This is a genomic window from Hydrogenoanaerobacterium saccharovorans, from assembly GCF_016901815.1.
Taxonomy (GTDB): Bacteria; Bacillota; Clostridia; order Oscillospirales; family Ruminococcaceae; genus Avimicrobium; species Avimicrobium caecorum.
Window position 1 is genome coordinate 182,697 of sequence record NZ_JACSNR010000002.1, and the last position, 12,679, is coordinate 195,375.

A 12,679-nucleotide genomic window follows, 5' to 3' on the forward strand; every position below is an offset into this window, starting at 1 on the left:
CGGAAGATATACCATAAGTATAATCGAAATCCGTCTGTGAATCAATCTTCAACCAGTATAACATGGGATTTTCCGGAATTATCAACGGTTTTGTAAGGGATTCCTGAACTTTCCTCGACAAATTCTTGAACAATTCGGGGAAATCCACTTTACAAACAGTTTTAATTCGCTTATAATTCTTATTACAAGCCGGCTGTTTTGGGGAATAGCCGGATTTTTAATCAACCACTGGAGGAGGCTGCGCCGTGAAATCCGAGTTTTCCCGTGTGATCACCCTGCTGCGCAAAGAAAAAAATATCAGCCAGAAACAGGCTGCGGCTGAACTGGGGATCTCCCAGGCGCTGCTCTCCCATTATGAAAACGGCATCCGGGAATGCGGCCTGGGCTTCCTGGTAAAATGCGCCGATTTCTATGGCGTATCCTGTGATTACCTGCTGGGACGCTCGGCTGACCGGGACGGCACCACCCTCTCGGTGGACGAGATCCCCGAACCCGATATGGGCGGTAAGGAAAATGTCATGGGCAGTGCCGGTATCCTGCCGGTCCTCAATAAGAAGCTCATTGCCAATTCGCTGAATATCCTCTTTGACCAGATGGCCCGCACCGGAAACCGCCGGCTCATCACTGCCGTCAGTGAATTCCTGATGCTGTCGGTCTACCGGATGTTCCGGCTGGTCTATTCCGCCAATCCCAAGAACCAGCAGAATCTCTTCTCGCTGCCCCGGGTGCTCTCCGACCGCTATGCCGATGCTGTGATGCAGCTGCGGGAGGCGGATATTGCCGCCCTGGTGGAGAGCGGAGACCTGGATCAGGGCGCCGAACCCCTCACCACCCAGCGGATGAGTGAACTCTATCCGCTCTTTGCCACCTCGCTGCTCAGCCTGGTGAAAAATGCCGAATCCGCTGTGACCGGAAGCGTTCCCGGCGACCGGTGACCGGCTCTCCCCGATGCGGGAGGCATAAGTTTTATCCATGCCGCGGCTGATGCCGGGAACTCCCCGGTGCCAGCCGTTTTTTCCTGAATCTACGGAGGTATTCCATGAAACGATGTCTGCTTTCCCTGGCAGCTGCTGCCTGTCTGTTCCTGGCGTCCTGCAGCTTCCAATCCGGCAGCGAACTGCTGGACAGCTCCCTGCTGGCTGCCCCGGTGCCGGAAGAACTCACCCAGAGTGAACTCTGGCAGCAGGCGGTCCATTCGGGCAGCCTGATCAGCTATGAGGAGGAGCCCATCACCACCAAGGCCATGGCAGAGGAAGCCACTGCCTCCCTTGCCAAGAAGGGCGGCACGGTGGAGATGTACCAGTTCAGCGGCTCGGGCGATACCGCCGCCTGCACCCGGATTCTCTGCAAAAACACCGGCGAGGAGATCACCCTCTCCCGAAGTGAAACACAGGACTGGATCACCTCCGCCGAACCGGAACAGACCGATACCCTCACCGAGCCCCAGCTCACCCGCTATGGGTTCTTCACCGCCCAGACCGGCAGCGGCGAGGACTTTGGCTTCCGGGCGGTGAATGACGCCGAGCTCTACGGGAACATCGCCGAGCTGCGCCAGCTCTATGATACCTATCTGAAACCCATTGCCGCCACTGCCATCGGGGAAAAGACCTGGAGCAGCCCGGAGGAAGCCGGCGACCTGCTCATGCTGGCAGAGGATATTGCCTGGGCCGTGGACGGGATCTCCTTCCGGGAGACCTATCCCGACGGCTGGATTCCGGTGAACTACCTGGTGGAGACACTCTCCCGCTACTTTGACGGCATCGACCGCCGGGCGGTGGTCTACACCGTCTACGACTTCGACTATGCCAGTGACTGCATGCACTACACCTTTGAGCGGGACTATGAAGCGGAACTTCCCCGGGTCCGGGTCCTGTCCGCCCATGAGCAGGAGGAACTGCTGCGCATCAGCTACTGCCTGTACGATCCCTGTACCGGCGAACCCCTGCCGGACAGCAGCCGGGTGCTGTCGGTGCGTCCCCAGGAGGACGGCAGCTTCCGGTATATGTCCAATCTCATGGCTTAGCTTTTTCATCTGCCGTCCGGCTGGTCCGGACGGCTTTTTTACTGGGATTTCCACCATTTTTTCTCCTCTGCCGTCCTTTTCCAGACAGCCGTTTTTCATTGACACAGCCGCCCGGTTTGATATAATCTATATAGTAGTTTTTTCGCTATATAGCAGATTTTTGACTCCTGACTGCGGGCACCCCCTCCGGGGCCTTCATCGGGAATACCATAAGAAAGAGGTGCGCTTTATGCTGGAAAACAATCCTGTGCTCGACGCGATCCGATCCCGCCGCAGCATTCGCAAATACACCGGTGAGCCCATCGCGGAACCGGTCCGCCGTGCCATCCTGGAAGCCGGTTTCTATGCGCCCAGCGCCATGAACCGCCGTCCGTTCCACTTCGTATCCATCACCGACCGGGAGCTCATGCAGAAGCTCTCCGACCTGCACCCCTATGCCAAGATGCTGCCCCAGGCGGACTGGGCCATTATCGTCTGCGGGGATGAGTCGGTATCCGGGCCGTTCTACATGGACGACTGTGCCGCTGCCACCCAGAATATCCTGCTGGCTGCCCACAGCCTGGGTGTCGGCGCCGTATGGTGCGGTGTGGATCATACCGAGCGTCAGCAGCCCTTCGGGGAACTGCTCGGCCTGCCGGAGCACATCAAGGCCTATTCACTCATCGTTCTGGGCATGCCCGCCGAGGAAAAGGAAACCCTCGACCGGGTAGAGCCCGATAAGATTCACGAGAACCGCTGGTAATTTCCCGGCGCAACCGGAAAGGAGGGAACTGTCCCGATGAAACCTGTCCTGGCCTTGCTGGGGGTCTGCCTGCTCACCGGGCTGCTCTCCTCCTGCAGTATGGTCCCTGCCAATACCGAAGACCTGCTCGAGCCTCCCAAGCTCAGCCCTGACCAGGCTACCCTGGCAGAGGCGCTGGAACGGGGACTGGGCACCGATGACTTCACCCTGAAATATCCCATCTCCGGCGAGAACCGCTCCGCCTACATTCTGTGCAACCTGGACGATGAGTCCTCCAATGAGGCGGTGGTATTCTACCAGCTCACCGGTACCGACACCATCCGCATGAATATCCTGGATCAGAACGACCAGGGCGAATGGGAATCGGTCTATGACATGGCTGGCGCCGGTGATGACATCTACACGGTGGATCTGGCGACCATCTCCACCCTGGACCGCAATGACCTCATCATCAGCTGGAAGGACCGGGGCCGCACCGAACTGGACATCGAGATCTACTCCTATGAAAAGGGGACGCTGTCCAATCTGTTCAGCGGCGCCGGCGACCGGCTCTACTTCATGGACATCAACGAGGACGGTTACAGTGAAATGGTGCTGCTTGGCTGGGCCAGCAGCCGTGACCCGTCCATTCAGATTGTCCGGCGGGCGGGCAGCCGGGTCATTGCCCGGGACGAGACCATTCTCAGCAGCCGTGCCATTGACTTCACCGGCCTGACCCTGGGCAAGACCCTGGACGGCGACACCGCCATCTATGTGGACGAGCTCATCAGTTCTTCCTCCGCCGCCACCGACATTGTGGTGCTGGACGGCTTCAATATGGAGGTTGTCACAGCGGCTGAAACCGGCGATGACGAAGAGGAGGAGGCAGCGGACAGCCTCTATGACCAGACGGTCCGCCCGGCAGAGCTCACCTGCCAGGACTACAACGGCGACGGCATCATTGATATTCCCATTTCCACCCTGATGCCGGGGTATTCCTCCAGCGATGAGGACGAGAATATCTACCGCATTGACTACCAGAACCTCCATGACGGAGAACTGCTGCCCGCCTATTCGGTGGTATCCAACCGGGAGATGGGCTATATCTTCCTCATGCCGGACAGCTGGGTGGACAATGTGACGGTACGCCGGGTCACCGAGACCAACGAGTGGCAGTTTGTGGTCTACAACGGCGACCTCAATCCCTCAGGAACAGTGCTGCTCACCATCAAGGTCAGCTCCCATCAGGACTACCAGGATAAGTTCAGCACCGATGTCTACTTCACGCTGGCAACCAAGGGGATCTTTGAATACACAGCCAGTATCCCCACCACCGACCATGAACTGAGCATCACCGAATCGGAGGTACGCTCCCGGTTCCTGCTCAGCTGATCCCGCAAACTCCCGTGCCGGTACCGTCCGGAGCGGATTACTTTCAATCAATCTGTATATAAAGGAGGTATTTTCCTCATGCGTAAGATCCTTGTTATGGAGGACGAAGACAATATCCGTGCCTTTGTGGTGCTCAACCTCAAGCGGGTGGGCTATGATGTAGTGGATGTCGCCAGCGGCGAAGCAGCACTCGAAGCCTTTGCCCAGGCAGGCGGCGACTTTGACATCGCCATCCTGGACATCATGCTCCCGGGCATCGACGGCTTTGAAGTGTGCCGCCGCATCCGGGAACAGAGCAGCAGCATCGGCATTATCATGCTCTCCGCCAAGAGCCAGGAGATGGACAAGGTCCAGGGCCTGATGCTCGGCGCTGACGACTATATCACCAAGCCCTTCTCCCCGTCCGAACTGCTGGCCCGGGTGGATGCCATCTATCGCCGGGTATCCCTGTCCGGCGGCGGCAAGACTGCCGATGAAATCCATTCCGGCCCGTTTATCCTCAATCTCTCCAGCCGTACCCTCACCAAGAGCGGCAACCTCATCGACCTGACCCAGGTGGAATTCCAGATCATGGAGTTCTTCATGCAGAACCCCAACAAGGCCCTGGAACGCAGCGAGATCCTCTCCAATATCTGGGGAGAAAACTACATGGGCGATGTGAAGATCGTGGATGTGAATATCCGGCGGCTTCGCATGAAGATCGAGGACGAGCCCAGTGAACCCCGCTACCTCACCACTGTCTGGGGTTACGGCTACAAGTGGAACCCGTAACCCTGTTCCCATTCTGACCCGAAAGGAGGCCTTCCGGCTGTGGCCATGAAAAAAATCACCCGGCGCTGGCTGGTCAACGGCCTCGGCGTCATCTTTGTGATCCTGCTCGGCGTCATGATCGCCTTTTCCTTTGGCGTACGCAGCTTCTATTACAGCAGCGTCCAGCAGATCATCATCTCCCGCTCCTCGGTGATCTCCACCCTGCTGCAGACCTATGCCCAGGACAGTTCGGTGAACTTCTCCCAGGAACTGCAGAACATTGTGGAAACCTTCGAGTACCGGGAGACCATGGAACTCATGGCCATTGACAGCAGCGGCAAGGTGATGATGACCTCCTCCGGTTTCCTGCCCGAAGAGGATCTGCCCATGCCCGATTTTGAAGGCGCCATGTCCTCTCCGGACGGCATTGATGTCTATCAGGGCCGCATCGGCGGGGAAAATATCATGGCTGTTTCGGTGGCTGCCGGTTCTGCCAGTGAAAATCTGGCTGCCACCCGGTATGTGGTCTCGCTGGAACAGGTGGACAATCAGATTCTGCTGCTCACCGCCATCATCGGTTCGGTGTGTCTGGCAATCATTCTGTTTGTTATCTTCTCCAGCTCCTATTTCATCAACTCCATCGTCAATCCGGTGAGTGAGATCGCTGAAACCGCCCGGCGCATCGCCCAGGGCGACTTCAAGGCCCGGCTGGAAAAGAAAAATGACGATGAAATCGGCGAGCTCAGCGATGTGATCAACTACATGGCGGAGGAACTTGCCAACTCGGAAAAGCTCAAGAACGACTTCATCTCCTCGGTATCCCATGAACTGCGCACCCCCCTCACCGCCATCCGAGGCTGGGGCGAAACCATGCTCATGGACGAGAATATCGACCATGCCACCCTGGAAACCGGCATGGGGGTCATCATGCGGGAGACCGAACGCCTCTCGGACATGGTGGAGGAGCTGCTGGACTTCTCCCGGATGCAGTCCGGACGCATGAAGCTGGTCAAGAGCAAGATGGATGTGCTGGCGGAACTCAGCGAAGCAGTCATCATGTATACCGAGCGTGCCAAGCGGGAGGGAATGCTCCTCATCTATGACGAGCCCGACCTGTTTGTGCCGGTATTCGGTGACCGGGGCAAGCTGCGCCAGGTGTTCATCAATGTCATTGACAACGCCCTCAAATACTCCGATCCCGGCGACACCACCACGGTATCGGCCCGGGTAGAGGGAAACAATATCATCATCGAGGTGGAGGACACCGGCTGCGGCATCAGCGCTGCCGACCTTCCCAAGATCAAGACCAAATTCTACAAGGCCAATCTCACCCGGCGTGGTTCGGGCATTGGCCTGGCTGTGGCGGATGAGATCATCCAGATGCACGGCGGACGGCTGGATGTGAGCTCGGTGGAGGGCGAAGGCACCACTGTCACCATCACCCTGCCCATTATGGAGCGGGGCGACGACTCCACCCAGATTGCCGAAGCCACTGCCGAAAAGGCTGCTCCGCCCAGCGACGCAGCCGTACACCTGAACAAGCTGGATCTCAGCGACATCGAGGACAACTGACCCCCGGAAAGCACCGGGGGTTTTGGCCCATAAAGGAGGAATCCCAAATAGAAAAGAATCAGAACGCCTGCGCCTGCAAACAGACTTCCATCGGCGGTCAGGCACTCATCGAAGGCATTATGATGCGGGGACCGCACCAGTCCGCCATGGCAGTGCGCCGTCCCGACAAATCCATCACCACCGAGACCTGGGAGACCTTCTCCGGCGGCAAGAAGTGGTATCATTCGGTTCCCATTGTCCGGGGCTGTGTGAGCTTTGTGGAATCGCTGCGGGTAGGCTATCGCTGCCTGATGCGTTCGGCAGACCTCGCCGGCTATGAGGAGGAACCCTCCGCCTTTGAAAAGAAACTCATCGACAAATTCGGCAAAAAGGCATCGGATGCCCTCACCTACCTTGCCATGCTCATCGGCGTGGTGGCTGCCGTGCTGCTCTTCATGGTGCTGCCCGCCTTCCTGGTGGGACTGCTGGGAGATCTCATTCCCGACTGGTCCCGCACCATTCTGGAGGGCGTACTGAAGATCACCCTCTTTGTGCTCTATCTTGCCGTGGTCAGCCGCAGCAAGGATATGCACCGGATGTTCCAGTACCATGGCGCCGAACACAAGACCATCGCCTGCTATGAGGCCGGCGAGGAGCTCACCCCCGAAAATGTGAAGAAGTACACCCGGTTCCACCCCCGGTGCGGCACCAGCTTCCTGCTGATCGTCCTGGTGGTGTCGGTGCTGGTGTTCTCCTTTGTCACCTGGAACAGCCTGGTGATCCGGGTGCTGCTCAAGCTCGTCCTGCTGCCGGTGACAGTGGGCATCTCCTTTGAGATCATCCGCTATGCCGGACGCTATTCCAATCCCCTTACCCGGCTGATCTCCGCTCCCGGCCTGTGGCTGCAGCGGCTCACCACTGCCGAACCGGATACCGAACACATCGAAGTAGCCATTGCCTCGATGCTGCCCTGTATCCCCAGTGACGGCAGCGACCAGTGGGGGAACTGAGATGACGATCCATGCGTTCCAGCGCAGTCTGGAACAGAAACTCACAGAACTGGGGGCGGAAAGCCCCCGTTTTGACGCTGCCCAGCTGCTGCGGTGGCTTTCGGGGCAGGAACAGGCCTGGCTCATTGCCCATGCCGCCGACCCCTGCCCCGAGGACTGGCAGTCCCGATCAGAGGACGCCCTGGCCCGGCTCCGGGGCGGCGAACCCCTCCAGTACCTGCTGGGGGAATGGGAGTTCTACGGCCTGACCCTGGCAGTGGGGCCCGGTGTGCTGATCCCCCGGGCGGACACCGAAACGGTGGTGGATGCCTGTCTGGAACGGCTCACCCCCTCCTCTGGCCCGGTGATCTGGGATCTGTGCAGCGGCAGCGGCGCCATTGCCCTGGCCCTTGCCAGCTGCCGCCCCGATGCCCGTATCCTGGCGGCAGAGTTCTCGGATGAGGCGCTTTCCTACCTGCGCCGGAACATCGCCGCCCTGGCCCCCGGTCAGGTGGAGGCGGTGCAGACCGATGTGCTCACCCGCCTGCCCGACGGTGTCTGCGACCTCATTGTATCCAACCCGCCCTATATCACCGGGGCGGATATGCAGACCCTCTCTCCCCAGGTACGGCACGAACCGGAACTGGCGCTCTACGGCGGCGAGGACGGACTGCGGTTCTACCGGCAGCTCACCCGGAGCTGCTATGATCATCTCCGCCCCGGCGGCTGGCTCATCTTCGAGATCGGCTATGACCAGGGCGAAAGCGTCCCGGAACTGCTGCGTCAGCGGGGGTTTGCGGAGGTGTTCTGTCAGACCGATCTGGCAGGTGTTCCCCGGTGTGCCGGCGGACGCCGCCCGCTCTGAAACTTTGGCAATTTTATAAAACAGGAGGAATCCCTATGAATCTTCTTATCGTTGTGGATATGCAGAAGGACTTTATCGATGGCTCGCTGGGCACAGCGGAAGCTCAGGCCATTGTCCCGGCTGTCAAGGAGCGCATTGTCGAGGCCATGGGTGACCGCTGGCAGGTGATCTTCACCAAGGATACCCACAGCATCGACTACCTCAAGACCCAGGAGGGCAGAAACCTCCCGGTAATGCACTGCCTGCGGGGCAGCGACGGCTGGCAGTTCCCGGCAGAGCTCCAGGATCTCTCGGTGGGCAGCTCCATCTTTGAAAAGGGCAGCTTCGGCAGCCTGGAGCTGGCTGAGTATGTCCGCTCGCTCAATCCCGATGCCATCGAGGTCATCGGCCTCTGCACCGACATCTGTGTGCTTGCCAATGTGGCGCTGCTCAAGGCCTACTGCCCGGAAGTGCCCATGACAGTCCGGGCCAGCTGCTGTGCCGGTGTGACCCCCGAAGCCCATGAAAACGCCCTCAATGCCATGAAGGCGCTGCAGGTGGAGATCCTGTAACCCCTTATATAAACCAAAAACCGGAGCTTTCCTGTGCGGAGAGCTCCGGTTTTTTATTGGGGGAAAATGGGGAGATCAGTCTGCGGGACGCAGCAGACGGCGGCAGGTACTGTCGATGCCGATGGCTCCCAGCGGCGCTGTGATGAGAATCGCCAGCACTGCCACCGAGAGCACCAGAGCTCCGCAGGGCAGACCCATTGCCAGCGGCACCGAACCGATGGCGGCCTGTACCGTGGCCTTGGGCAGATAGGCAATGACGCAGAAGAGCCGCTCCTTCCAGTCCAGACGGGTGCCGGCCAGAGCCAGCAGAACGCCCACCGCCCGGACACAGAGGGCCAGCAGGATCATCACCACGGCGGCGGCTCCGGCCTGGAGGGTGTAGCGGATATCCACTGCCGCGCCCACCAGCACGAAGAGCAGCACTTCGGCAGCGATCCACAGCTTGCCGAATTTCTCCGAGAGCCGGTCGGTGACGCTGGACACGCCCCACAACCGCAGGGCGCAGGCCATTGCCATCACCGCCAGCAGACCGGACAGGGGCAGAATCCCCTCCAGCCAGCCCTCGGCAGCCACCAGCAGGAAGGAGATGCCCAGCACGATCAGCACCTTCATGCTGCCCCGCACCGGCAGTCCCCGGTTCCAGGCCAGGTCGAAGAACCGGCAGAGAAGCCAGCCCACAGCCAGACCCAGCAGGATTCCGGTACAGATGGATACCGGAATGCCCACGAACTCCGCCAGATTGACACTACCGCCCTGGGCCATGCCGGTAAAGGCGGAAAAGAGGACGATGACAAAGACATCATCGCAGGAGGCTCCGGCGAGAATGAGCTGGGGAACGCCTTCCCGGGTACCCCGTCCCTCCTCCATCAGGCGGACCATCCGGGGCACCACCACTGCCGGGGACACAGCCCCCAGCACGGCGCCCATGACGGCGGCTTCCAGCCGGGTGATGCCCAGCAGCATGGGAGCAAACAGGATATAGGCCAGGATCTCAAAGCTGGCGGGCAGGAAGGACATGAGCACCGCCGGGCGTCCCACCCGGCGCAGGTCGCCGAGATCCAGCGAAAGCCCCGCCTTGATGAGAATGATGATGAGTGCCATCTGCCGCAGGTCGGCGCTGATGGCGAGGATGACGGGTCCAGCAGCTCCAGGACATAGGGGCCGAGCAGGATTCCGGTGAAGAGCATGCCGATGATCCGTGGCAGGCGCAGCAGGCTGCACAGGGTTGCCATGGCGAGTCCCGCCAGGAAAATCAGCGCAAGGGAAGTGAGCATAACAAATTTCCTCCTTCAGGGGTTTTGGACGCAAAAAAGGCTGATGCCTCCTGCGACCTTACGAATCACAGAAGTCATCAGCCAGTCATACGGCGGTTCCGGTTTCCCGCGGGAGAACTTCATTCCCGATACCGTACTACTATACCAGACCCTCCCGGCTCTGTCAAGCCCGGCCATATTCCCGCAGCTGTTTTTTGTACAGCGCCAGAATATCCTGAAGCGTCTCCTTGTGGGCAAAATCCCGGTGATAGACCAGGTTGGTCTCCCGGGTCATGCTCAGATTCTCGATGGGCAGGGCCGTGAGCTTGCCCTTGCGCAGTTCGTCCATACAGGCGCTCCGGGCCAGGATGGAGATGCCCAGGTTCTTGCGGATCAGATCCTTGATGGTCGCCACATTGTCCACCTCCAGGATCACCTGGAAGTCGGCAATGGACTCCCCGATGGCAGCCAGCGCCGATTCGAACCGCACCCGGGTCTCGGAATTGGGCAGGCGCAGGATCAGTTTTTCCTGCCGGATCTCGTCCAGGGTGATCATGGAACTGTGGGAGAGCGGATGGGTATTTGCCAGCACGCACACCAGATAATCGGTGTCCAGCATCAGGGCACTCAGCTCCGGACGGGTGGAACGACCCTCCACCACCGCCAGATCCAGCTCGAAGTTTTCCAGCATATCATAAAGATTATTTATGTTGTCCGTAACAATCGTTATGGAGATACCGGGGTTTTCATTGGTGTAACGGGCCAGTACCTCTGCCACAATGCTGCTCTCCGCCGTGTGGGTGATGCCGATGCGCAGCCGGGTCAGCCGCCGTCCCGCCTCCTGCAGTTCCTCCGCCATCTTCTTCTCCAGCGCCTTCATCCGGCGCACATACCGCAGCACGGTCTCCCCCTCGGGAGTCAGCATCAGATCGCCGTTTCCCCGCACAAACAGCCGCACCCCCAGCTCCTGTTCCAGCTGGCTGATGTGATGGCTCACCGCCGGCTGGGTCAGCGAGAGCGCCTGAGCTGCCCGGGTGAAATTCCTCTTCTCCGCCACCAGCAGCAGCGTATCCAGCTTGGGATCAAGCATGGAACTGTCCCTCCTTTATCATAAATTATTTTTATCATATCCAATAAAACTATAATTTGCTTTTATCCAAGTCCCAGTATATCATAAAGCAGATGTTTTTCCAATCCGGCTCTGCAAAAGCATCCCATCTTTTTTCAGAAGGAGGAAGTTTCCCATGCTCGATTCCCTGTATCTCAGACTGGCGGACCTCTCGCCCGCCGCCCTGATTATCATACCCCTTGCCATCATGTTCTTCTGCGCCTTCGGCATGACCCGCATCACCAAACGGCTGCGTCTGCCCAGCGTCACTGCCTACCTCACCGCCGGCATTCTCATCGGGCCCTGCTGCCTGAACCTGATCCCCCAGCCCATGATCGAAAAGACCGACTTCCTGGCGGACCTGGCTCTCTGCTTCATCGCCTTCAGCGCCGGGGAGTTCTTCAAGCTCGAAACCCTGCGCAAAAACGGCTGGAAGGTGGTCTGGGTCACCATCGCCGAAGCCTGTGCCGCTTCGCTGGTGGTATTCGGGGTCACCCGGTTCCTGCTGGGGCTGAGCCTGCCATTCTGCGTGGTGCTGGCTGCCCTCGCCAGCGCCACCGCCCCGGCCTCCACCATGATGACCATCCGTCAGACCGGTGCTCAGGGGGAACTGGTGGACACCCTGCTGCAGGTGGTGGCTCTGGACGATGTGGTGAGCCTGCTGGCGTACAGCGCTGCCATTGCCTTTGCCCTGCACAGCCTCACCGGGCGCTCCTCGGACCCGGTGGGCGACCTGCTGGTGCCCATCGGCACCACTCTGGGCATGCTGATACTGGGCGGCGTATGCGGACTGCTGCTCAAATGGCTGCTCCCCGCCACCCGCACCACTGACAACCGTCTGATCCTGGCTCTGGGCGTTCTCTTTGCCTTCTGCGGGCTCTGCGATATGCTGGAAGTTTCCCCGCTGCTGGGGTGCATGTCCATGGGCATGGTGTATATCAACCTCACCGGCGACGACCTGCTCTTTGCCCAGCTGGCGAGCTTCTCTCCGCCCATTCTGCTGCTCTTCTTCGTGCGGTCGGGGCTCTGCTTTGACCTCGGCGCCCTCTTCTCCGCCAGCCCGGACGGCTCCGGGTCACTGCTCACCATCGGTATTCTCTACTTCTTTGCCCGCATCATCGGGAAGTATGCCGGAGCCTGGCTGGGCTGCCGCACGGCCGGGCTCTCTCAGCCGGTCTGCCGCTGTCTGGGGCTGGCGCTGATCCCCCAGGCCGGTGTGTCCATCGGACTGGCTGCCCTCTGCGCCCGCACCCTGGGAGGCGGCATCGGCAGCGACCTCTACACCATCATCATGGCGTCCAGTGTGTTCTATGAGCTCATCGGGCCGGGGTGTGCCAAGCTGGCGCTCTATCTCTCCCACTCCTATACCCCGGCGCCCAAGCCGGAACACCGCACCGCCGCCGTACCGGAACTGGCGCCCAACTCATAACCTTCCCCAGGACGCAGAAAAGCCCCCTGCCAGCCGGCAGAGGGCTT

At 59.8% G+C, this 12,679-nt stretch carries 12 protein-coding genes and 1 riboswitch; of the genes, 10 read left to right on the plus strand and 2 right to left on the minus strand.

Translation table 11 applies throughout. The annotated features are described in order from the left end of the window. Positions 1-245: 245 nt before the first annotated feature. The 9 genes from H9X81_RS03195 to H9X81_RS03235 all read left to right on the plus strand — a co-directional run bounded on the left by H9X81_RS03195 (position 246) and on the right by H9X81_RS03235 (position 8,842). On the plus strand, positions 246-935 hold the full coding sequence (locus tag H9X81_RS03195; RefSeq protein ID WP_191392232.1) for a helix-turn-helix domain-containing protein: 690 nt from the start codon (positions 246-248) through the stop codon (positions 933-935). Positions 936-1,039: 104 nt separating this feature from the next. Next, positions 1,040-2,023: a hypothetical protein gene (locus H9X81_RS03200; RefSeq protein WP_191392231.1), complete on the plus strand. Its 984-nt coding sequence runs from the start codon at positions 1,040-1,042 to the stop codon at positions 2,021-2,023. A gap of 229 nt (positions 2,024-2,252) precedes the next feature. Further along, positions 2,253-2,765, plus strand: a complete 513-nt coding sequence (locus H9X81_RS03205; protein ID WP_204719756.1) for a nitroreductase family protein — start codon at positions 2,253-2,255, stop codon at positions 2,763-2,765. A 36-nt stretch (positions 2,766-2,801) separates the two neighbouring features. Next, the gene (locus H9X81_RS03210; protein WP_204719758.1) at positions 2,802-4,136 is read left to right on the plus strand and encodes a hypothetical protein; all 1,335 of its coding nucleotides are present in this window, start codon (positions 2,802-2,804) and stop codon (positions 4,134-4,136) included. Between the two features lie 78 nt (positions 4,137-4,214). Then, a complete protein-coding gene (locus H9X81_RS03215; RefSeq protein WP_191392228.1) occupies positions 4,215-4,907 on the plus strand; it encodes a response regulator transcription factor in 693 nt (230 codons plus the stop codon). Positions 4,908-4,952: 45 nt separating this feature from the next. Continuing rightward, positions 4,953-6,458 carry a sensor histidine kinase gene (locus tag H9X81_RS03220; RefSeq protein WP_207751017.1) on the plus strand — a complete coding sequence of 502 codons (1,506 nt, stop codon included), beginning with the start codon at positions 4,953-4,955 and terminating at the stop codon, positions 6,456-6,458. Positions 6,459-6,577: 119 nt separating this feature from the next. After that, positions 6,578-7,447, plus strand: a complete 870-nt coding sequence (locus H9X81_RS03225) for a DUF1385 domain-containing protein (RefSeq protein ID WP_204719760.1) — start codon at positions 6,578-6,580, stop codon at positions 7,445-7,447. Between the two features lies 1 nt (position 7,448). Continuing rightward, positions 7,449-8,291 carry a peptide chain release factor N(5)-glutamine methyltransferase gene (gene prmC, locus H9X81_RS03230; protein WP_204719762.1) on the plus strand — a complete coding sequence of 281 codons (843 nt, stop codon included), beginning with the start codon at positions 7,449-7,451 and terminating at the stop codon, positions 8,289-8,291. Between the two features lie 35 nt (positions 8,292-8,326). Continuing rightward, positions 8,327-8,842 carry a cysteine hydrolase family protein gene (locus tag H9X81_RS03235; RefSeq protein ID WP_204719764.1) on the plus strand — a complete coding sequence of 172 codons (516 nt, stop codon included), beginning with the start codon at positions 8,327-8,329 and terminating at the stop codon, positions 8,840-8,842. Positions 8,843-8,917: 75 nt separating this feature from the next. On the opposite strand, the gene H9X81_RS03240 is transcribed toward H9X81_RS03235, so the two are convergent. After that, a complete protein-coding gene (locus H9X81_RS03240; protein ID WP_430673027.1) occupies positions 8,918-9,943 on the minus strand; it encodes a cation:proton antiporter in 1,026 nt (341 codons plus the stop codon). A 234-nt stretch (positions 9,944-10,177) separates the two neighbouring features. Next, a riboswitch (Fluoride riboswitch) is annotated at positions 10,178-10,252 on the minus strand. 27 nt (positions 10,253-10,279) lie between these two features. Beyond that, positions 10,280-11,185 (minus strand): LysR family transcriptional regulator, encoded by a 906-nt coding sequence (locus H9X81_RS03245; protein ID WP_204719766.1) that lies wholly within the window; start codon positions 11,183-11,185, stop codon positions 10,280-10,282. Positions 11,186-11,339: 154 nt separating this feature from the next. Here H9X81_RS03245 and H9X81_RS03250 point away from each other — a divergent pair, with 154 nt between their 5' ends. Next, a complete protein-coding gene (locus H9X81_RS03250) occupies positions 11,340-12,632 on the plus strand; it encodes a cation:proton antiporter (RefSeq protein WP_204719768.1) in 1,293 nt (430 codons plus the stop codon). Positions 12,633-12,679: the final 47 nt, after the last annotated feature.

Bases quoted from the DNA above. Each gene is read 5' to 3' on its own strand.
- H9X81_RS03200 (WP_191392231.1), top strand. From the start codon at position 1,040: ATGAAACGATGTCTGCTTTCCCTGGCAGCTGCTGCCTGTCTGTTCCTG.
- H9X81_RS03205 (WP_204719756.1), top strand. From the start codon at position 2,253: ATGCTGGAAAACAATCCTGTGCTCGACGCGATCCGATCCCGCCGCAGC.
- H9X81_RS03210 (WP_204719758.1), top strand. From the start codon at position 2,802: ATGAAACCTGTCCTGGCCTTGCTGGGGGTCTGCCTGCTCACCGGGCTG.
- H9X81_RS03215 (WP_191392228.1), top strand. From the start codon at position 4,215: ATGCGTAAGATCCTTGTTATGGAGGACGAAGACAATATCCGTGCCTTT.
- H9X81_RS03220 (WP_207751017.1), top strand. From the start codon at position 4,953: ATGAAAAAAATCACCCGGCGCTGGCTGGTCAACGGCCTCGGCGTCATC.
- H9X81_RS03225 (WP_204719760.1), top strand. From the start codon at position 6,578: ATGATGCGGGGACCGCACCAGTCCGCCATGGCAGTGCGCCGTCCCGAC.
- prmC (WP_204719762.1), top strand. From the start codon at position 7,449: ATGACGATCCATGCGTTCCAGCGCAGTCTGGAACAGAAACTCACAGAA.
- H9X81_RS03235 (WP_204719764.1), top strand. From the start codon at position 8,327: ATGAATCTTCTTATCGTTGTGGATATGCAGAAGGACTTTATCGATGGC.
- H9X81_RS03240 (WP_430673027.1), bottom strand. From the start codon at position 9,943: ATGGCACTCATCATCATTCTCATCAAGGCGGGGCTTTCGCTGGATCTC.
- H9X81_RS03245 (WP_204719766.1), bottom strand. From the start codon at position 11,185: ATGCTTGATCCCAAGCTGGATACGCTGCTGCTGGTGGCGGAGAAGAGG.
- H9X81_RS03250 (WP_204719768.1), top strand. From the start codon at position 11,340: ATGCTCGATTCCCTGTATCTCAGACTGGCGGACCTCTCGCCCGCCGCC.